The sequence below is a fragment of the Candidatus Pelagibacter sp. genome, from assembly GCF_052049855.1.
Lineage (GTDB): Bacteria > Pseudomonadota > Alphaproteobacteria > Pelagibacterales > Pelagibacteraceae > Pelagibacter.
In genome coordinates, this window is the sequence record NZ_JBNGZE010000002.1 from 413,558 (window position 1) to 433,469 (window position 19,912).

19 protein-coding genes are annotated in these 19,912 nt (G+C 29.5%); 10 read left to right on the plus strand and 9 right to left on the minus strand.

Annotation, left to right across the window (positions count from 1 at the left end; genetic code table 11):
* Positions 1 to 16: 16 nt before the first annotated feature.
* Entirely contained in the window at positions 17 to 976 is a 960-nt protein-coding gene (locus tag ACTT9X_RS04390) for a MarR family transcriptional regulator (RefSeq protein ID WP_440934451.1), read from the plus strand.
* Here the strand turns inward: ACTT9X_RS04390 and ACTT9X_RS04395 are convergent.
* Positions 973 to 1,824, minus strand: coding sequence for a bile acid:sodium symporter family protein (locus ACTT9X_RS04395; protein ID WP_440934452.1), 852 nt, complete (start codon positions 1,822 to 1,824; stop codon positions 973 to 975). The genes ACTT9X_RS04390 and ACTT9X_RS04395 overlap by 4 nt on opposite strands.
* 100 nt (positions 1,825 to 1,924) lie before the next feature.
* Here ACTT9X_RS04395 and ACTT9X_RS04400 point away from each other — a divergent pair, with 100 nt between their 5' ends.
* Positions 1,925 to 2,836, plus strand: coding sequence for a bifunctional enoyl-CoA hydratase/phosphate acetyltransferase (locus ACTT9X_RS04400; RefSeq protein ID WP_440934453.1), 912 nt, complete (start codon positions 1,925 to 1,927; stop codon positions 2,834 to 2,836).
* Between the two features lie 59 nt (positions 2,837 to 2,895).
* The gene (hisD, locus tag ACTT9X_RS04405; protein WP_440934454.1) at positions 2,896 to 4,182 is read left to right on the plus strand and encodes a histidinol dehydrogenase; all 1,287 of its coding nucleotides are present in this window, start codon (positions 2,896 to 2,898) and stop codon (positions 4,180 to 4,182) included.
* Here hisD and ACTT9X_RS04410 read toward each other — a convergent pair.
* The 6 genes from ACTT9X_RS04410 to ACTT9X_RS04435 form a co-directional block, all read right to left on the minus strand.
* The gene (locus tag ACTT9X_RS04410; RefSeq protein WP_440934455.1) at positions 4,179 to 5,441 is read right to left on the minus strand and encodes an MGH1-like glycoside hydrolase domain-containing protein; all 1,263 of its coding nucleotides are present in this window, start codon (positions 5,439 to 5,441) and stop codon (positions 4,179 to 4,181) included. The genes hisD and ACTT9X_RS04410 overlap by 4 nt on opposite strands.
* Positions 5,441 to 6,634 carry a carbohydrate ABC transporter permease gene (locus ACTT9X_RS04415; RefSeq protein WP_440934456.1) on the minus strand — a complete coding sequence of 398 codons (1,194 nt, stop codon included), beginning with the start codon at positions 6,632 to 6,634 and terminating at the stop codon, positions 5,441 to 5,443. Before ACTT9X_RS04415 ends, ACTT9X_RS04410 begins: the two co-directional genes overlap by 1 nt.
* Positions 6,624 to 7,883: a carbohydrate ABC transporter permease gene (locus tag ACTT9X_RS04420; protein WP_440934457.1), complete on the minus strand. Its 1,260-nt coding sequence runs from the start codon at positions 7,881 to 7,883 to the stop codon at positions 6,624 to 6,626. Before ACTT9X_RS04420 ends, ACTT9X_RS04415 begins: the two co-directional genes overlap by 11 nt.
* Positions 7,884 to 7,930: 47 nt before the next feature.
* Positions 7,931 to 9,262 (minus strand): ABC transporter substrate-binding protein, encoded by a 1,332-nt coding sequence (locus tag ACTT9X_RS04425; RefSeq protein ID WP_440934458.1) that lies wholly within the window; start codon positions 9,260 to 9,262, stop codon positions 7,931 to 7,933.
* A 143-nt stretch (positions 9,263 to 9,405) separates the two neighbouring features.
* Positions 9,406 to 10,461 (minus strand): ABC transporter ATP-binding protein, encoded by a 1,056-nt coding sequence (locus tag ACTT9X_RS04430; protein ID WP_440934459.1) that lies wholly within the window; start codon positions 10,459 to 10,461, stop codon positions 9,406 to 9,408.
* 1 nt (position 10,462) lies between these two features.
* Positions 10,463 to 11,548, minus strand: a complete 1,086-nt coding sequence (locus ACTT9X_RS04435; RefSeq protein ID WP_440934460.1) for an ester cyclase — start codon at positions 11,546 to 11,548, stop codon at positions 10,463 to 10,465.
* Positions 11,549 to 11,598: 50 nt separating this feature from the next.
* Between ACTT9X_RS04435 and ACTT9X_RS04440 the strand changes: the two genes are divergently transcribed.
* The 7 genes from ACTT9X_RS04440 (at position 11,599) to ACTT9X_RS04470 (ending at position 18,565) form a co-directional block, all read left to right on the plus strand.
* On the plus strand, positions 11,599 to 12,543 hold the full coding sequence (locus tag ACTT9X_RS04440) for a cupin domain-containing protein (protein ID WP_440934461.1): 945 nt from the start codon (positions 11,599 to 11,601) through the stop codon (positions 12,541 to 12,543).
* On the plus strand, positions 12,543 to 13,505 hold the full coding sequence (locus ACTT9X_RS04445) for an ester cyclase (RefSeq protein ID WP_440934462.1): 963 nt from the start codon (positions 12,543 to 12,545) through the stop codon (positions 13,503 to 13,505). The genes ACTT9X_RS04440 and ACTT9X_RS04445 overlap by 1 nt, the downstream gene beginning before the upstream one ends.
* Before the next feature lie 3 nt (positions 13,506 to 13,508).
* On the plus strand, positions 13,509 to 14,636 hold the full coding sequence (locus ACTT9X_RS04450) for a cobalamin-independent methionine synthase II family protein (protein ID WP_440934463.1): 1,128 nt from the start codon (positions 13,509 to 13,511) through the stop codon (positions 14,634 to 14,636).
* A gap of 85 nt (positions 14,637 to 14,721) precedes the next feature.
* Positions 14,722 to 15,942 carry an ABC transporter substrate-binding protein gene (locus ACTT9X_RS04455; RefSeq protein ID WP_440934464.1) on the plus strand — a complete coding sequence of 407 codons (1,221 nt, stop codon included), beginning with the start codon at positions 14,722 to 14,724 and terminating at the stop codon, positions 15,940 to 15,942.
* A gap of 51 nt (positions 15,943 to 15,993) precedes the next feature.
* Positions 15,994 to 17,022 carry a carbohydrate ABC transporter permease gene (locus tag ACTT9X_RS04460; protein ID WP_440934465.1) on the plus strand — a complete coding sequence of 343 codons (1,029 nt, stop codon included), beginning with the start codon at positions 15,994 to 15,996 and terminating at the stop codon, positions 17,020 to 17,022.
* 2 nt (positions 17,023 to 17,024) lie between these two features.
* Positions 17,025 to 17,906, plus strand: coding sequence for a carbohydrate ABC transporter permease (locus ACTT9X_RS04465; protein ID WP_075484542.1), 882 nt, complete (start codon positions 17,025 to 17,027; stop codon positions 17,904 to 17,906).
* Positions 17,903 to 18,565 (plus strand): HAD-IA family hydrolase, encoded by a 663-nt coding sequence (locus ACTT9X_RS04470; RefSeq protein WP_440934466.1) that lies wholly within the window; start codon positions 17,903 to 17,905, stop codon positions 18,563 to 18,565. Before ACTT9X_RS04465 ends, ACTT9X_RS04470 begins: the two co-directional genes overlap by 4 nt.
* Here ACTT9X_RS04470 and ACTT9X_RS04475 read toward each other — a convergent pair.
* Together ACTT9X_RS04475 and ACTT9X_RS04480 are read right to left on the minus strand one after the other, a co-directional pair.
* The gene (locus ACTT9X_RS04475) at positions 18,552 to 19,307 is read right to left on the minus strand and encodes an alpha/beta fold hydrolase (RefSeq protein WP_440934467.1); all 756 of its coding nucleotides are present in this window, start codon (positions 19,305 to 19,307) and stop codon (positions 18,552 to 18,554) included. The genes ACTT9X_RS04470 and ACTT9X_RS04475 overlap by 14 nt on opposite strands.
* The gene (locus tag ACTT9X_RS04480; protein ID WP_440934468.1) at positions 19,304 to 19,909 is read right to left on the minus strand and encodes a LysE/ArgO family amino acid transporter; all 606 of its coding nucleotides are present in this window, start codon (positions 19,907 to 19,909) and stop codon (positions 19,304 to 19,306) included. Before ACTT9X_RS04480 ends, ACTT9X_RS04475 begins: the two co-directional genes overlap by 4 nt.
* Positions 19,910 to 19,912: the final 3 nt, after the last annotated feature.

Below are 19,912 nucleotides of genomic sequence, written 5' to 3' on the forward strand. Positions count from 1 at the left end.
GGGTTTTTTTAAAAATATGAATACTTTACCTAGTATATCCGAACACATTGATGAAAAAATAATCAATAAAGTAATTCAAGATAATTTTGCCGCACTAGCACCCTACTATTTTACTTTAACAAGTAATTGGTTTGTCAGAGCCTATGATCATTGGAAAGATATAGATAAGTTCGTCATTATTATATATTTGATACATCAAGATCTTGTGTATTTCAGGCAAAATGGCTTAAAAATTAATTACGAAACATTTTATGAAAAAAAATCAATTGAAATTGATAAAATAAACATTTCAGATATCTCAAAAGATCTAGGAATTCCGAAAGAAAGCATCAGAAGAAAAGTTATAGAATTAGAAAAACTAAAAGTAATTAAAAGAATTGGTAAGAAAATATTTGTTGTAAGAGATACTCTCTATTCGGCTAAAGCAGTCGATACTCTTACAGAGGTTGCAAATATCTTACATGAATTTAATAAAATTTTAATAAAGGAAAATTTAGTAAATGAAGTTTATACTGTTAAAGAAATAATATTAGCAATAAAAGAAAATTTTTCTTACTGCCTATATCAGTTTAATAAATTTTGGTTTATTTATATCAATAGATGGAGAAAAGAGCTTAAAGATTTAGAAACTTTATGTATTGGTATGGTTGTAGTAATTAATGCAGTTAAAAATAAAGATTTTAATCCAAAAAAAAATATGCGTTCATTCCATAAAGAGGTTATGGGCTCTGATAGTAGAGGTGTAAATGCTATGTCAATTTCTGAGATAACTGGTATTCCAAGGCCTACAGTTGTTAGAAAACTGAAATATTTAATTGACAAAAAATATCTTCATATGAATGAAAAAAAATTAATTTCATTTAATGCTAAAGATAGTGCATTTATAACAACTAAGGGAATGGTGAATAAAAATATGGTTAGCTTAAGTCATTTTATTTATAAAGTTTTTAATCAGATAAGAATAATAAATTCTTAATTAGACTTTCTTAAAATATAAATAAAAATAAATCCTGTAATGTACATGATTAGTGCATAAGCAGCTGTTGGTATTGCATATAATATATCAGTGCCGAAAATTTGTGTTGAAACAAATATAGCTAAAGTACCATTTTGCAATCCGCATTCTAAGGCAATACATCTCATTTGTTTAACTCCTGAAGTAAAAGCTTTTGCGATATAGTACGCAATAACCATCATCGATACATTTAATATTAAAGTAATTAAACCAGCTTGCATTATGAAACTAATTAAATTGTCTTTTTCTTCGTAAAACGCAGCGAAGAAGAAAATTACAAATAACACAATATTAAGTTTGTTAAATATTCCAACTTTAGAAGATATAAAATTTTCAGCAAATTTTCTTATAATCATTCCTAAAATTACAGGTACCGTTACAACTAAAAACATTTTTAAAGCTATTGCTGTCATTGAAATATTTCGATAGACTTCTGTTATTCCTAACATATCTGCAGATGTAAAAATTATTAATGGAACTGTTATTATGCTTAATAAACTAATTACAGCTGTTAAAGATATTGATAATGCAACATCTCCGTCAGCAAATTTTGTCATAATATTCGATGTTACTCCACCTGGAGCCGCAGCTATGATCATAACCCCAATTGCAATTTCTGGGGGTGTTTTAAAAATTAAAATTAATATGTATGCTACAATTGGAAGAATTACTAATTGAGAAATAAAACCAACTATAAAATCTTTTGGTGTTTTTAATACTCTGCTGAAATCCTCTAGTTTTAATCCTAGGCCTAAGCCTAACATTATCAATGCCAAAATAATTGGCGCAATTTTAGTTACAATCTCCAAAGTGTTAACCTGTTAATATCTAGATTATAACTTTTTTTGTAATTTGTTTAGACGATTTTTTTCTATATACATGTTGAGTTTTTTGACTTATTTAAAGAAAATGCTTTCAAACAAAGAAATTGTCTGTCCAAATAACTTATTAGATTTAGCTCATAAAAAAAAGGGAGTTAAAGTTGCAGTTGTAAATGCAGGAAAACCCTTACCCATGTTATCAGTTCAGGACGCAGTAAAAGAAAAATTAATTGAACCTATTTTTATTGGTCATGAAGTAGAAATTCAAAAATGTGCTGAAGATATAAAATGGGATATTTCTAATTATGAACTTATTCACGTGCCTGTTGAAAACGACACTGCAAAAATAGCGGCTAAATTAGCAAGTGATAGAAAAGTCCAAATAATAGTTAAAGGCCATATTCATACAGATGTTTTGATGAAAGAAGTTTTAAAAAGAGAGTATAATTTGCTTGGTAAAACAAGGCTGAGTCATATCTGGCATATGACCATTGATAAAGAGGATAAGCCTTTAATTATTACCGATGGAGCATTAAATGTTTTGCCAAATTTGAAAACAAAAATGCATATTCTTAAGAATGTTGTAAATTTTTCAAACAGAATAGGAATAGAAAGACCCAAAGTATCTGTATTGTCTGCAACTGAAGAAGTTTTAGAAAGTGTACCAAGTTCCATTGAAGCTGCTGAAATTACTAAACTAGCTACAAAAGAAAATTTAAATGCTGATGTTTTTGGTCCATTGGCATTTGATAATAGTATTTCAAAAAAGTCAGCAGCAATTAAAGGAATTAAAAACTTGGTTGCTGGAGAAGCGGATGTATTGTTGGTACCAAGTGTGGAGACTGGAAATGCATTGGTCAAAATGCTTATTTATTTCAGTGGTGCATGTGCCGCAGGAGTAGTTGTTGGAGGGAAAGTGCCTGTAGTAATAACAAGTAGATCAGATGAAGCACAAGCAAGACTAGCATCGATTGCTGCTGCTGTGGTTGCTTTAGACTAAATGTTTCATTGAAATTTAAAAAAATTTCATTTAAATAAGTTTAATTTTAAAGGAGTAAAATGGCTATTACATATCTAAAAAGATCACCTAAGACTTCATCTACAGATGATACTAAGACGCGAGAAATAGTAGAAAATATTTTAAAAGATATTGAAAAAACCAAAGAAGAGGGATGTAAAGAACTTTCAAAAAAATTTGACAAATATGAAGGTGATGTAATTGTTTCTAAAGAAAAAATTGAAGAGATTAAAAAAAATTTAGATCAAAAAACTAAAGATGATATTCAATTTTCCCATGAAAGAGTGAGGAAATTTGCTGAAGCACAATTAAAAAATTACGGTCGAGATTTTGAAGTTGAATTATCTGATGGTCTGTTTGCAGGTCAAAAATTAATTCCGGTAAATACTGCTGGTTGTTATGTCCCAGCTGGTAGGTATGCTCATATAGCATCTGCTGTAATGAGCGTAACAACAGCCAAAGTAGCAGGAGTTAAAAATATAATAGTCTGTAGCTCACCTAAACCTGGTGTTGGTGTGCATCCATCAATTGTTTATACGGCAGATTTATGTGGTGCTGATGTAATTATGAATTTAGGCGGTGTTCAAGCTATTGCAGCAATGACTAACGGATTATTTGGAAATGCACCAGCAGATATTTTAGTTGGACCAGGAAATCAATTTGTTGCTGAAGCAAAAAGACTTTTATTTGGTAAAGTTGGTATCGATTTATTTGCAGGACCAACGGAAATTGCAGTAATTGCAGATGAGACGGCTGATCCTGAAATGGTTGCCTACGATCTTGTTGGACAAGCTGAGCATGGCTACAATTCTCCTGCATGGTTATTTACAAAAAGCAAAAAAGTTGCTGATTATGTATTGCAAAGGGTTCCTGAATTGATCGAAGATCTTCCAGATTTACCTAGAGAAAATTCTGGTGCAGCATGGAGAGATTATGGTGAAGTAATATTATGTGATACTGATGAGGAAATTGCAAAAGTAAGTGATGATTATGCGCCAGAGCATTTAGAGGTTCAGACAAAAAATTTACAATGGTATCATGATAGACTTAAAAATTATGGCTCTTTATTTATTGGAGAAGAAACAACAGTAGCTTATGGTGATAAATGCTCAGGTACAAATCATATTTTACCAACGAAAGGTGCTGGAAAATATACAGGCGGTTTATTTGTTGGAAAATTTATCAAAACACTAAGCTTCCAAAGAATGAGTAAAGAAGCAACGAAAGAAGTGGGAGCAGCTTGTGCTAGAATTTCTAGATACGAAGGCATGGAAGCACATGCTCGAACAGGTGATGTTAGATTAAGAAAATACGGCTTTTCAAACTAATTTTTATTAAGTTTTAAGTCTAAGTAAAGAGCTGCTGACCAAGAAAAATTTTTTGCACCCATTGGTTTACCGTTCTTACAGCTAAAATATTCAAAAAAACCTTTTTTTTCTAATATTTGAATAGTTTTATTTCTTATTTTATTAGAAAAAAGTCTATCTTTATTTTTTAGTCCTTTATAAATAAACCAATTACAATTAATCCACACAGGACCACGCCAGTATCTTTTCTCCTCAAAACTTTTGTGATTTGATTTAATTGATGAAAAAAAATATTTTTCTTTTAAATTATGTTTTTTTAGGTTTTGGATCAATATTTTATTTATTTTATCATTATTTAAATCAGCAAATAACAAAAAATAATTTGTAATTGATGGAATAAAAATCTTTTTTTTATTTTTTATATCTTTTGAAAAAAAAGTTTTTCTTTTTTTGTCATATAATTTTAGAAAATTTTTTTCTGTTGCTTTGATATAATTTTCTATTTTTTTTTTGTTTAAACCAAATCTATCTAGTAATGTAACAAGATCTTTGTTTGCTTTTAAAAATATTGAATTAAAACCTACATCTACAACATTAAAAAATGAAGATTTATAAACTTTTTTTGGATTATATTTCAATTTTCTCAAATTGTTTTTGATTGTTACATACCGATCGTAATCAATATCTAAAGGTCTAAAATCTGGATTTACAACTTTATTATCAGCTCTCTTATATTTAATATTTTTCTCAATTTTTACTTTATTCATAGGATCATCCCATAAAGGAGAATTATCATATCCACTTTCCCATGGATGCAAAATCGATACTAAACCAGTTTTTTTTGGATCTCTAAATTGAATAAACCATTCATGAAATTTATTTATTTTTTTAATTATTTTTTTTATATTTAAAAGTTGAGTTTTGTTAATTTCATTTTTATTTAAAATTTCCTTTAAAATTGTTGCTAATATTGGTGGTTGTGTTATTCCAGATGAATGAATTTTATTACCACAATTCCACGCAGTGTAATTTGGATAATAATTTGTTTTTGTATTATGAAATAAAATATGTGGAACCATTCCATCCTTCCATTGTCCATCTAATAATGTATTAATTTCTTTTAAGGCAAAGTTTAAGTTAAAGTAAGAATACCCCAAAGCTATAAATCCTGAGTCCCAATTCCACTGAGCTGGATAAAGTTTGTTATTAGTTGGCAAAGTATACCCTCTCCTTCTATTGCCAAGTAAAGTTTTTTTTGCTTTATTAATTGAAATTTTCATTAACCTTTCACACTTCCAGCCGTGAGACCACTTACTAGATATTTTTCAAAATAAACAAATATAAACAATACGGGCAATGTAACAACAACTGATCCTGCCATTAAATATTGTCTTGGAGTTTCAGCATCACCACTTAAATATTGGATTGCCCTTGATAGTGTAAATGAATTGGGATTATCCAAGAACATTAAAGAAAATAAAAACTCATTCCATGCAATCATAAATACATATAGTGCAACAGAAGAAATAGCAGGGATACTTAATGGAATTATAATTTTTGTTATAATTCCGAACCAACTCAATTTGTCTAATATTGCTGCTTCCTCTAATTCTTTAGGTATGCTTTTAAAATAACCTTGCAGCATATAAATTGCTACTGGAAGTGTCGTTGCTGTATAAACTATCAATAATCCCTCTATTGAATTTCGCAAACCTAGTTGACTAAAAATTGTGTAAAGTGGAATTACAAGCACAATTGCTGGGAACATATATATTATAAGTATGGATGTAGACAAAAATGTTTTTCCAAAGAAATTTAATCTTGCTACTGCATAAGCAGCAGGAATTGCAAAAAGAAGAGTTATAATAACTGTGCCAACGGAAACTATTGTACTAGTCAGAATATATTTACCAAATTTATAGGATTTAAAAATAACAAAGTAGGATTTAAATAAATCTTTTATATCTTGCCCAAAATTAATACTAAAATCCAAAGGATTTACTAACAAAGCAATCTGTGTCTTAAAACTTGTAACTAACATCATATAAAATGGAAACAATATTACGAATGAAAAAAATAAAATTCCAAATAAAGTTAAAAAGTCAAATAAAATTACTTGAGTTGAGTGCTCTTCTTTTAAACCAATAAAACTATATTTGCCAATTTTATAACTAAAAAAATATAATATTAAAAATACTCCCACATTATACCAAACAGGTAATTTTTGAATTAAATAACCATCACAAAAAACAAATACTGATGAAAAAATTATTGATTTATAAATTGATTTAATTTTATTACCTATTCCAAGGTGACTTAATGATATTAAAAATCCTAGTAAGAATAGTACTTCTATATTAAAACTATTGATGCTTAAACCTTGTAACGTAGCTAATATTTTCCAAATCGAAATTAAAAAAATTAAGAATAATGTGGAAATTAATGAAAATATAATTGTGTTTTTAGTTCTCATCTACCCTCTTCCCTAAAAGTCTAAAATAAAAAAACATAAACATTAAAAGTAATACAACTATTACTATTGAAACAGCTGAACCCATTCCAATATCTGATATTGCAAAACCTTGCTGATAAACATTTATTGGTAAAGTCCTTGTTCCTGATGCGCCCCCAGTTAATAAAAAGACATCCTCAAATTTATTAAAATTCCATATAAATCTAATCATGAATAAAATCGAAATTACCGCAGTAATTTGTGGAAGCGTAATTTTAAAAAATTTTTGAAATGGACTTGCGCCATCAACATCGGCAGCTTCATATAATTCTTTTGGTATTGCTTGAAGTCTTGCAAGAATAAATAAAAAGGCTAAAGGGAAATACCTCCAAATTTCAAACATTATAACTGTAGTTAGAGCAAGTCTTAATTTAAAATCAAAACCAAAAATACTAATTTCAATATATTTTTGTCCAAGTAAATTTATTGGAGTTTCAATGATTTGATAATTTAATAATAAGCTATTAAGCGTACCACTATTTGGGTCTAATAGAAGTTCCCAAGTGTAAGCTAAAGCCACAACTGGAGCAACATATGGAAAAAGCAAAACACTTCTCATAAATGTTCTTCCATAAAACTTTTGATTAACCATTTGTGCAGTAAGAATACCAAATACTATAGAGCCAACAGTTCCAAAAAACGTGTAATAAAAAGTTGTTAGTAGTAAATCTACAAATTCATTCTCAAATAAAACTTTTTTAAAGTTTTTTAAGGTGAAGTTGGTATTTAGTAATATGTTATCAGATTTTCCATTTAGTTTCGGTTTAACTGATTTTATAATTTTTTTATCAATTTTTGATCCATCGTTTGTTGAAAAAATTACTTGAAAATTTTCCTTATATTTAGCTGGCCAATTGCCAAATTCACATTTTAGTGAGGACTTTTTATAATCACATCTTGGGTCTAAATTTTCAATTTCAAAATTTTTTGGAAAGTTATCTTTAAATGAAACTTCTCTGATTTCTTGAAGTAGTGAGCTATTTCTTAATTTATATAATATTTTTATTTTTGAGGGCTCATCTGAGATAGATTTTACAATCTTTTTAGCTCTTGGTTCAGGAATTCTAATATCTTTTAACTCGACTTCTTTAAAACTAATCCAAACATTTGCAAAAATTGGAAAGAGAATTATTGCAAAAACTAAAAGGACTGCAGGTAGAGTTAATATGTAAGCAGTTTTTTTTTCTGTATTTGCTAAAGTATCATTCATAAAAAAAGCGGATAATTCATATTATCCGCTTTTTTAAAAAATTAAAATTATTTGAATTTAGCTAATGATTTGTTAATCATATCAACAGCCTCATCAACATCGATTTGATCGTCAATATAAAGTCTAGTAACTCTATTTATAAATTGAGAATTTATGACTTTTGATGCTCTTGATAGTTCACCTTCTTTAACACCCCATCTATTTGCAGTATCTAAACCAGCTACTATATTATTTATAACATCTGGGTCATAAAGATCTGACAAAGGAGCTTTTCTATCAACTCCAACAGGTAGTTTACTCCAAGCTTTTGTGAAAGCTTCAGGGTCACTTGAATTTCCTCTTCTTACAGGAAATTTACCCTCTGGAGCAATGGATAGTGTGCTTGCATAACCTTCATCCATTGAGTACATGACAAATTGTTTAGCTTCATCAGTATCAGCATCAGCTGTTATACCGAAGTATCTAATATCTGCCCATGCAGCACCTTTTTTGTTACTAGGCCCACTAAAATTAGTAATAAAACCAGTTTTAGATGCTAGTTCAGGTGATGTTGGGTCACTGTTAATTGTTGGTGGAGCTGAGTCTCTTAAACCAGCAAGTTCATCCATGATGAATGGAGACCAAATGATCATTGGAGTTTTACCTGCAAAGTAAAGTGCTCTAGATTGCTTCCAGTACAATTCGCCTGGAGGACTTGCTTTAGCAATTACTTTATAAAACTCTAATGCCTCTTTTAGTTTCTTACCTTGTTTCTTGATACCACCCTTTTTAACAATATTAACACCGTTTGCCAAAAGAACATGCTCTAAAACCTGACTCATGAAATTTTCATCAGTTTTTGTTGCAGCAACAAAACCAAACATACCATTTTGTTTTGATAATTTCTCAACCGCAGCAACAATGTTTGCATAACTTGTTGGTGGTGCTAAATCCGCATTTTCAAAAAGGTCTTTTCTATAAACAACCATTTGTGTCCATCCATCAACTGGAACAGCTGCAATTTTTGAACCCTTTTTAGCCATATTAAGTGCACCTGGTGCAAATGTATCTTTACCTAGGTCTTTAACTACGTCATTGTTAGCGTCTACGTCTAAAATTCCTGCTTCAGCCCATGGTAATACATATTGTAGAGTATGGTAGATTACATCTGGTAAATCACCCGCAGCAGCAGCAGCTGTAGCTCTAGTTCCCAAATCTTTCTCTTCTACTGGGATCACCTCTACTTTAATTCCTGTTTTAGCTTCAAAAGCTTTTGCCATTTCCTCTTGCTTAGCCATTCGGGCAGGCTGAACTTCTGTAGTCCAAAACTTTATGTCTGCGTAAACAATACTTGAAATAAAAAAAGATATTACGCAAAACAATCTTATTATGTTTTTCATTTCCCCTCCTATTTATAATTAAAACTATATTAATTTGAGAATGTTTCGCAAACTACTCACTGTCACATATCAGATATGTGCTAGTCTCATAGCAAATATTAAAAAATTGGGGAAAAATTGAAATTTGTCAATTGTAAGTTGTGTTAAGATTTTAGTCTTCTTCCATTTTCATCAAAAATAAAAATGTCATTTAGATCAAATCCAATTTTATTTCCAATTTCTATGTTGCTAGGGATTTTGGCACTTAATTGATGTTCCTCTTTTTTCATATAAGCAATTTTTTCGTTACCTAAGTTTTCAATTAATTCAATTTCAGGATTAAAAGTAAATTGATTTTCTTGATTTGCTTTTAAGTGTTCAGGTCTAATGCCTACAAAATGTTTTGATTTATTGAGTTTTAAGTTATCAAACACAATATCATTACCTAATAACTTAATTTTATTATCAGAAATTATGTTTTTTTCATCAACTTCCAGAATATTCATTTTGGGTGTACCAATAAATTGAGCCACAAAAATATTTGCAGGGTCATTATAAATTTCTTCAGGAGTCCCAACCTGTTCAATGTTGCCTTGATTTAAAATAACTATTCTATCTGCTAAAGTCATAGCTTCAACCTGATCATGAGTAACATAAATCATATTGGTTTTTATTTGATTGTGTAATTTTGATATTTCCACCCTCATTTCAGCCCTTAAAGCAGCATCCAAATTTGATAACGGTTCATCGAATAAGAATATTTTTGGATTTCTTGTGATAGCTCTTCCTATTGCAACCCTTTGTCTTTGACCTCCAGACAATTGTTTTGGTTTCCTCTCAAGAAGTTCTTCAATTTTTAGAATTTTTGCAGCTTGCATAACTTTTGAATTGATTTCCTCCTTTGGTCTTTTTTCAATTTTTAAACCGAAAGACATGTTTTCATAAACATTCATGTGAGGATAAAGAGCGTAAGATTGAAAAACCATTGCAGTTTGACGCTTTGAAGGATGAAGTTCATTAATTTTTTGTTCGTTAATAAAAATTTCACCTTCATCAATTTTTTCTAATCCAGCAATCATTCTTAATAATGTTGATTTTCCACATCCAGATGGTCCAACAAGAACAAGAAACTCATCCTCTTTTCCTAAAAGATTAAAATCAGTAATGATTTTGTTTGATCCAAATGATTTATGTACACCAGTAAATTTTATATTTGCCATTTTATTTTTTTATATTTTCTAAAATATCTAGTCCAATTTGTTTCAATATGTGAACTATATCAATTGGAACCCAATTTTCACGAATTTTTCCTTCATCATGATGGTAAAAATCCATAACCCTCATAGTTACTTTTTGATTTTTAGCTTTATAACCTAGCCAATCTTCAGTTCCATAAGTAGCATGAATACTATTCCAGCCAGCAGTTAAGGAAAATTTTCCATCTCCTAATTCACAATAGTGACCAAGTTTCCAATAATTTCTTTCTTTAAATGTTTTTCTAAAAGGTAATTGATGATCATCAACAAACCCTTCTAAAGTTCTCGCTGTACCAATTCCACTTGGTCCATACCATACCATTTTATCATGCCAATAATCATTTTGAGGGTGATTGATTAATCTTTCCTTAAGATCTTTATCAGAAGAAACTTCTAATTCAGGTTTAATATTTAAACTTCTCTGCATAATAAGTGATTGTTCTAAACTAGCTTTAGAAACTTGCATATCTTTTTCAAAAAAATTTACACCATCTGTATTTATTGGGCTCAACCAACTACCTTCCGAGCCTCTCGAGGTCTTTAATGGATTTAATCCAATTTGATTTAAGAGATCTATTAAATCAATCAAAATATAGCTCTCAATAATTTTATTATTTTTAAGTTCATGAATTTCACAACATTTTAGATTTACCATTTTCATATTTGGTTTAATGCCTAACCACGTTTTTTTGAAAACCCCTGATAAAGTTGAGATTGTTCCAACTTGAATTTTGTCCCTAAAAGCTCCACTTATTACTAGCTGTTCTCTTCTTTCAATGTCAGGAAATGAATTAAATAAAGGCTTCCAGAACATTTCCTTAAATTCGTCTATTCCAATAAATTCATTTAATGGATAAAAACAATTAATTTTAACATTGTTAGAGAACGCATTTTGAAGATTTTGATCTAGATTAGAAATACCTTCTTTTACTATCGTACCTAAATATTTTCTAACAACCTGTTTATAATTATAATTTTCCTCAGGAGTTATAACTATTTTTTCAACATTCTCTTGACCCTTAAGACCTGTATCAAATTGTTCTATTTGCATAAATTTTTTGTTATATAAATTTAGTATCACAAAATATAGTTTAAAAAAATATGAATAATCGATTAGCTAAATTTGAGGACCTTGTTCCAAGTACTTTACCATTTGTTGAGGGAAAGCTTGAAGGACACAAAGAAAGAAAAAATTATTCTATTGTAGGTCCTGGGGTTGCCGAAGACAGTAAACAATTTGTTAAAATAGCTATGCCTCATAGCTTTAATCTAGGTGCCGTATCAGCATTGCCAAAAAATGGTTCAGGCCTACACAGTCATACTACCGCTGAAGTTTTTATTATCTATTCTGGTAAGTGGAGGTTCTATTGGGGCGCTGAAGGTAAAGATGAAACAATTCTTAGCGCAGGAGATATAATTTCTATGCCAACTAATATGTTTAGAGGATTTGAGAATGCAGGGAATAAAGAAGGATTAATTTTTGTTGTATTAGGTGGAGATGATCCTGGAATAATAACTTGGGTTCCAAGTGTCTTAGAAAAAGCTAAACAGACAGGAATGGCTCTTTTAAATGATAATTCTCTAATTGATTTATCTATAAATGATATTCCTAAAAACAAATCTCTCCTAGAACCAATTTCCTCTGAAGAAATTAAAAAATTTGATAATTATAAATTAAATGAACTTGAAAATTACATTTGTAAATTTTCTGACAGAATTAATTATGAAAATAAAATAAGTGAGGATTTTAATTTAATTCAAGTATTAGGTGATACTTTTCAAGATAAAAAGTTTAATCCTGTTATAAATCATAATACAGGTTTTAACTTATCAATTTTAAAAGCAAAAAAAGGTAAATTAGAAAATTTGAAATTTTCAAAGCCCGCAATAATGTTTTCACAGAAAGGAAGTTGGCAAATAAAAATTGATGATTTTTTAGTGAAACTCAATCCTAGAGATACAATTTCTATTCCAATTAATTCACAAGTAAATATTAAAATTAATGATCATGAAGAAAGTTTATTAAACTGTGTAACTCAAATCTAATGAAAGGATTTGATAATAAATATAAAAGTTTTCCTGATTTTATACTGAAGATTACAAAACAAATTTGGGAAGGTAAAGACGTTAAATCTATAGCAAATTTTTATACCAATGATATTCCTGTAAGATCTCCTTTTGGTGTTACCTATGGAAATAAACCAGTTATTGATGCAACGTTTAAAACATTAAAAGAATTCCCGAACAGACAATTATTGGGAGAAGATGTTATTTGGAATGGAAAAGATGATGAGGGTTATCATTCCTCTCACAGAATTTTAAGTAAAGGCACTCATCTTGGAGAAGGTTATTACGGTAAACCAACAGGAAAAAATATTTATTATAGAGTTATTGCAGATTGTGCATGTAAAGATAATCAGGTTTACGATGAGTGGATTGTAAGAGATCAAGGTGCTATGGTTAGACAGATAGGTTTTACTCCTAAAGAATTTGCTCAAAAAATTATTGAAAATGAAGGTGGACTAGAAAAAGCACAAAAATTATTTAATTCTAAATCTGATATGAAGTCAGAGTATAAACCAACTCCTGCCCCAAAAAACTCTGTTGGTATAAAATATTCAAATATACTAAATAAAATTTTCAACAATGATTATGATTTTTCTGACTATGCCAGAGCAGCGAGTATTTATTGGCCAGGTAATAGAATTGGACATGGTAGAGAAGATATTGTGAAATTTTGGAAATTAATAAAGGATGCTTTAGGTAATATTAAATTTTCTGTTGAACATATTGGGTATTTAGAGGAACCAAATAAGAATCATAAAGCATCAATTAGGTGGTTTTTAGAGGCTGATCATTTAAATGATACTTCTGAGTTTGGTGAAGCAACAAATAAAAATATTTTTATAATGGGTATTAATCATGCGGAAATAAGTGATGGAAATGTTATAAGGGAGTGGGTTCTATTTGATGAAGTTGCGATCTGGAAACAAATTTTAATGAAATAATTTATGGTCAAAATTAAAACAACACATGTTGGAAGTCTACCAAGATCAAATGAATTATCAGATCTTTTATTTAAGAAAGATCAAAAGCAAAAAATAAATTTAGGTGTATTTGATCAAATAGTTAACAGAGACGTGAATGAGGTTGTTAAAAAACAAATCGATGTAGGAATAGACTTTATCAGCGATGGTGAAATGTCTAAAATAAGTTATGCTACTTATGTAAAGGATAGAATTGATGGTTTTTCTGGTGAAAGTGAAAGAAAAGCACCAAAAGACTTAGATGATTTTCCATCTTTTAAAGAAAGAATAGCTAGAACAGGTGGAACACCTACTTATACAAGACCTTGTTGTACAAATGAATTAAAAGTAAAAGACAAGTCTTCTCTAACAAAAGATATTAATAATTTTAAAGAAGCTTTAAATAAAAATAATCACAAGAATGGATTCATGAATGCTGCATCACCAGGTGTCATATCAGCTTTCTTACCTAATAAATTTTATAAAAATGATGATGAATATTTAGAAAACTTGGCAAATATAATGAAAGAAGAATATGAAGAAATTACATCGAGTGGAATAAAACTACAGTTGGATTGTCCTGATTTAGCATTAGCTAGACACATGACATTTAAAGATTTTTCAGAAGATGAATTTTTATTAAGAGCTGAAAAACAAATTGAATGTCTGAACAGTGCGATAAGTAATATAGATAGCTCAAATATTAGACTTCATATTTGTTGGGGAAATTACGAAGGTCCACATTTACATGATATTGCACTAGAAAAAATAATGCCAATTGCATTAAAAGCAAATGTACAAACTTATCTAATTGAGTCATCTAACCCTAGACATTCTCATGAATGGCAAACTTTTGAAAATTTAAAAATACCAAAGGATAAAATTATTGCTCCAGGTGTAATAGATTCTACCACAAATTTTGTTGAGCATCCTGAAGTTGTGAAAAATAGAATTTTAACTTATGCAAAAGTGATTGATATTGAGCAACTATTAGCTGGTACTGATTGTGGATTTAGTACCTTTGCTGGTTTTGGAAATGTAGACGAAAATATAGTTTATAAAAAACTCGAAGCGCTCGTGAGGGGCTCAGAGCTTGCGTCAAAAGTGATTTAATTATCTCTTTTATTCTTTTTGAGGAATAGATATAATTTTTGAACTTAAATTATAATTTAAATAACAAACATAGAGAGAAAAAAATATGAGAAAAATACTAGTTACTTTATTGTTTCTACTATTTGGAACTTCTGCTTTTGCAGATTGTAACATTAAAAGTGGTTCAATAAATATTTTGGCTAATGATTTTCCTGCATTAAGAACTTTCGTTGAAACTTCTAAACAATGTAAAGGAAGTGCTGATTTTAAAGTGACTCACTCATCTGAGCATAATAAAATCGCAGTGCCAGCGTTAACTGCAAATCCTTCTGAGTTTTCTGCTAGGATTGCTGCTAACAGTTCAATTGTTCCTTTAATGAACCAAGATTTAATTAGACCATTAGATGATCTTGTTAAAAAATATGGTAAAGGAATTCAGGACTCACAATTAATCACAATTGATGGAAAAGTAATGGCTGTAGCTTTTATGGCTAATACTCAACACTTATACTATAGAGAAGATGTTTTGAAGGATCTTGGTATAGCAGTTCCAAAAACATACGAGGAAGTGGTTGCTGCATCTGAAAAAATTAGAGCTTCAGGTAAAATGCAATATCCTTATGCTGCTGCATATAAAGCAGGTTGGAATTTAGCAGAAGAGTTTGTAAACATGTTTATTGGTCATGGTGGTGAATTCTTTAAAGCTGGTGGTGCACAACCTAATATTAATAACGCAAAAGGTGTTGCTACTTTAAACATGCTTAAAAAATTATCTGAACTAAGTAATCCTGATTACTTAACTCACGATAGTGAAGCTATTAAAGTTGAATGGGAGTCAGGTAATGTTGCATTAATGACATTATGGGCTTCAAGATCAGGTACTCTTTTAGATGATGAAGGAGATCCAAACATTACTAAAGCAACAAAATTAACCGGACCAGCTACAGTGGGTGGTGGAAATATTCCAGCAGCTACATTATGGTGGGATGGTTTCACGCTTGCTAAAAATAGATCGGATTCAGACGCCGAAGCAACATTTAGAGCTTTAGCGCATGCAGCATCAAATAAGAAAATGGTAGCTGACGCTGCTGATCAAGCTGTTTGGTTAGTTGAAGGATTTGTACCAGGACCAAAATCTATTGGTGTAATTGAAGCTGTAAAAATGGGAGCAAAACCATATCCAATGTTACCGCAAATGGGTTTAATGCATGGTGCATTAGGAAGTGAAATTGTTGAATTTTTACAAGGAAAAGAGTCTGCAGAACAAGCATTGAAAGATGTTGAGGCTGCTTACATTAGTAAAGCTAAAGAACAAGGCTTTCTATAAAATTTAAAAACTTTTAAGTGGGGATTTATTCCCCACTTAATCAAAATTTAAATGCCTAATAAAACTTTTTTTTGGTTTTTTTTGCCAACAGGTCTAGCAATGATCCTGTTTATTGGGCTACCAATCATATCAACTGGTATCCAATCTTTTTATGCTCAACATGATCAAGTAGTTAAAGAAGTTAAAAAGTGTGACCCTTTTGGCTGTACTGTTTCAATTGTAGTTGATAACGAGTTAACAACAAAATTAAGAGAGGATAAGCCGCTTGGTAAATTTAATGGGTTTGGAACCTATATAGATAGAAATCATCTTGCTATTGATGAAATTAAAAAATTTTGGAATGAAACTGATAACTTTGGTGCTTTCGTAGATCAAGTAACCAATCTTCCATTTTACAAGGCGTTAATATTTACACTAACCTATTGTCTATTTGTTACACCGAATGTTCTTTTATTAGGATTTATTATTGCTTTAAGTTTAAATGCTGTTGCAAGAAAAATTAGGGGTCCACTAATTTTTGGTACGATATTGCCTATGATTGTTACGCCTCTAGTAGGGTCTCTTGTATTATTTTGGATGATAGATTCTCAAGGAATTATTGGAGCTAATATTCAAAATTTAATGAATGATCCGTATTTATCACTTAAATCTTCTAAAACATTAACCTGGATCACTATTATTATATATGGAATTTGGCATCATTCACCTTTTGCATTTGTAGTATTTTATGCGGCTCTTCAAACGGTCCCTCAAGAACCAGTAGAAGCTGCAATTATTGACGGCGCATCAAGATTTCAAAGAATTAAACATATAGTGTTACCGCATATTTATCCTGTGGTTACTTTTGTAGCTTTGATTTCGTTAATGGATAACTTCAGGGTTTTTGAGCCAATAATTGGCTTTAGCGCTGAGGGAAGTGCACAATCATTATCGTGGTTAATCTATGATAATTTAGTAAATGAGGAAGTAATATTATTTGGATCTGCTGCAGCAACCTCTATGATGACGATTGTTGGTATAGCAATTTTATTAGCTCCAGTTTTAATAAGGACATGGAAAGAATTTAAGACAGCGAGATAATTATGGATTATGGTTTAGATAAAAAATCAACAAGTTTAAAAACTTTTAACACAATCTTTATTATCGTTTGGCTTCTAATTGCTTGCTTTCCTTTCATTTGGACTTTTTGGGGATCATTTAAAGTTAGAGCTGATTTTTTTTCAAGATCAGATTGGTGGTATGCTATTTCTGCATTCAATACTTTAATTGAAACCGGTGGAAAATTTACAACAGATGCATATACCCAAGCCTGGACTGAAGGAGAGTTTTGGAAAGCATCCAAAAATACAATAATTGTAACTGTATTTGTTGTAAGCATTTCATTATTTTTAGGAACACTTGGTGCATATGCACTTTCAAGATCAACTGAAAGATATGCGTTTTGGATATTAATTGCAGCATTAATTTTTAGGGCAATGCCTCACATCACTCTAGTATCAGGATATCTATTTCCATTTTTTCAATTACAAATATGGGGAATTCTACCTACAACCATTATTGTGCTAGTTGCAATTAATCAACCATTTACTTTATGGTTACTATATTCGTTTTTTAAAACAGTCCCTAAAGAACTTGATGAAAGTGCTTTAATAGATGGATGTTCATACTTTCAAGCTTTCAGACATATTATAATGCCAGTGATGTGGCCAGGAGTAATTACTGCAGGATTATTTAGTTTAATGCTTGCTTACAATGATTTCACAGTAACTGCATTACTTTTAAACCAAGAAAATCATACAATGGTTCCAAAAATTCAAAGTTATTTAGGAACAAATCAACATGAAGGTAATTTAATGTGGGCAGTTTCTGCAGTAGTTTCAGCAACAGCTCCTCTATTTATGTTGGTGATGTTTTTTCAAAGACAAGTTATTAGTGGTTTAACTGCTGGAGCTGTAAAAGGTTGAAATATTACAAAGCTTTACTTTTTGGTTCTATTGGATCAATTGTCGAAACTTCAGAGATTCAAAGAAAGTCATTTAACAAAGCATTTAAACAATATGGGCTTGATTGGAATTGGACTAAGCGAGAGTATTTAAGTTTACTAAATAAATCTGGGGGAAAAGATAGAATATCTAGATACGCAAAGAAGAATAAAGAAATTGTAAATTCTACATATTTAAGAAATTTAAAAACTAAAATATTCAATAATTATCTTAAAAAAAACCAGCTTAAATTAAGACCAGGTGTTAAAAATTTAATTTTATTCTGTAAGAAAGAAAAAATAAAATTAGCTTTTGTCTCATCAACATCTACGAATAATATAAATGCAATATTATATTCATTGAGAAATTCAATAAATAAAGAAGATTTTAGTTTTGTAGGTAATTCAAAATTAGTTAAAAAATTTAAACCAAATCCTGCAATATACTTGCTAGCGCTTAAAAAACTTAAGCTTAAAGGTAATGATTGTTTGGCTATAGAAGATACTCAAGAAAGCCTAAATTCAGCTAAGCGAGCTAAAATAAAATGTATAATTTTTCCTGGAAAATTTCATTCTTCAAGAAAGTTTATTGGTGCTTATAAAAAAGTTTATAGACTTAATAAAAATATTATTCTGAGATAAATTCTTCTACTAAAATATTAAATTGATCAGGCTTTTCTAAATGAACATTATGAGCACAATCTTTAAAAATTTCTAAACGACTATTCTTAATATTTTTTTTTAATGTATCAACCTGATCAAAATTGTACGAAATATCTTTATCACCCCAGATAATCAAAGTTTCATTCTTTATATTTTTTAAATCTTCTTTTCCACTCCAGTTTTTCATTGCCAATAAAGCATTATCAGCGGTCTCTAAAGAAACATCTTTAACTGCATTTTTGCATAAATAATAATTTTTATCTTTATCTCCTTTAACAAACCATTTTTTTGGAACTCTAGAAAACGAAACTTCAGTTCCATCTTTTTTTAATTTTTCTCTTGTTTCATCTATTGTTTCAAATCTACCAGGTATTTCTCCAATTGATCCGGTAGCAAAACAAATTAATTTATTAACTCTATTACCAATTAGTTTTGTAATTTCTTGAACAATCATTCCTCCCATTGAATGTCCAATTAAATTAAATTTTTCAATATTTTTTTGATCTAGTAAATCTATTATTTGTCTGGCCATTTTATTTATAGAGTCTAAAGATTTAACATTATGACTTTCACCAAACCCTGGAAGAGCTGGAATTATTACACGATAATATTTTGAAAAAAATTCTTTTTGAAAGTTCCACATTTCAGATGAGCCTAAATATCCATGAACAAAAACAAATGGAAACCCTTTGCCTATATCCTCTACATAAATATTTTTCATAATATTTCCTTAATAATAAATAGAATTAACACAGTCATAAAACCAATAATAAAAATATTAATTACTCTCCAAACTATTTTACTTTTAGCATACTCTGATAAATAATTAGATAAATAACCCAATATAAAAAAAAATAAAAATGATGCTATAGACGCACCTACCCCAAATAAAATTTTTTGATTTAGTAAATAATTTTTTGAAAAATTTCCAAGAAAAAAAACTGTATCAGAATAAACGTGTGGATTTAAATAGGTAAATCCTAAAGTTTTAAATATGATATTTAACTTTGAAATATTATTTTGTTCAATGTTAAAATTAAAATCTGAATAATGAGATTTTATTTTTTTATAAATAAAGTGAATTAAAAATAAAATTAAAAATAAATTTAAAATTAGTTCAATTAAAGAATTAAAATATTGATTAAAATAATGGAAAAGGAAAATACCTAAAAAAATTAATATCAAATCTGATAAAGAACATATTAAACAAATAATAAATACGTGTTGTTTTTTTAAACCCTGTTCTATTACAAATATATTCTGGGCACCTATAGCTAAAATTAAGCTAATCCCTGTGAAAAAGCCTAATACTAGGTATTCCATTAA

Excerpts from the sequence above, each read along its gene's own strand:
- ACTT9X_RS04390 (WP_440934451.1), top strand. The coding sequence starts at position 17 with ATGAATACTTTACCTAGTATATCCGAACACATTGATGAAAAAATAATC.
- ACTT9X_RS04400 (WP_440934453.1), top strand. The coding sequence starts at position 1,925 with ATGCTTTCAAACAAAGAAATTGTCTGTCCAAATAACTTATTAGATTTA.
- hisD (WP_440934454.1), top strand. The coding sequence starts at position 2,896 with ATGGCTATTACATATCTAAAAAGATCACCTAAGACTTCATCTACAGAT.
- ACTT9X_RS04410 (WP_440934455.1), bottom strand. The coding sequence starts at position 5,441 with ATGAAAATTTCAATTAATAAAGCAAAAAAAACTTTACTTGGCAATAGA.
- ACTT9X_RS04415 (WP_440934456.1), bottom strand. The coding sequence starts at position 6,634 with ATGAGAACTAAAAACACAATTATATTTTCATTAATTTCCACATTATTC.
- ACTT9X_RS04420 (WP_440934457.1), bottom strand. The coding sequence starts at position 7,883 with ATGAATGATACTTTAGCAAATACAGAAAAAAAAACTGCTTACATATTA.
- ACTT9X_RS04425 (WP_440934458.1), bottom strand. The coding sequence starts at position 9,262 with ATGAAAAACATAATAAGATTGTTTTGCGTAATATCTTTTTTTATTTCA.
- ACTT9X_RS04430 (WP_440934459.1), bottom strand. The coding sequence starts at position 10,461 with ATGGCAAATATAAAATTTACTGGTGTACATAAATCATTTGGATCAAAC.
- ACTT9X_RS04435 (WP_440934460.1), bottom strand. The coding sequence starts at position 11,548 with ATGCAAATAGAACAATTTGATACAGGTCTTAAGGGTCAAGAGAATGTT.
- ACTT9X_RS04440 (WP_440934461.1), top strand. The coding sequence starts at position 11,599 with ATGAATAATCGATTAGCTAAATTTGAGGACCTTGTTCCAAGTACTTTA.
- ACTT9X_RS04445 (WP_440934462.1), top strand. The coding sequence starts at position 12,543 with ATGAAAGGATTTGATAATAAATATAAAAGTTTTCCTGATTTTATACTG.
- ACTT9X_RS04450 (WP_440934463.1), top strand. The coding sequence starts at position 13,509 with ATGGTCAAAATTAAAACAACACATGTTGGAAGTCTACCAAGATCAAAT.
- ACTT9X_RS04455 (WP_440934464.1), top strand. The coding sequence starts at position 14,722 with ATGAGAAAAATACTAGTTACTTTATTGTTTCTACTATTTGGAACTTCT.
- ACTT9X_RS04460 (WP_440934465.1), top strand. The coding sequence starts at position 15,994 with ATGCCTAATAAAACTTTTTTTTGGTTTTTTTTGCCAACAGGTCTAGCA.
- ACTT9X_RS04465 (WP_075484542.1), top strand. The coding sequence starts at position 17,025 with ATGGATTATGGTTTAGATAAAAAATCAACAAGTTTAAAAACTTTTAAC.
- ACTT9X_RS04475 (WP_440934467.1), bottom strand. The coding sequence starts at position 19,307 with ATGAAAAATATTTATGTAGAGGATATAGGCAAAGGGTTTCCATTTGTT.
- ACTT9X_RS04480 (WP_440934468.1), bottom strand. The coding sequence starts at position 19,909 with ATGGAATACCTAGTATTAGGCTTTTTCACAGGGATTAGCTTAATTTTA.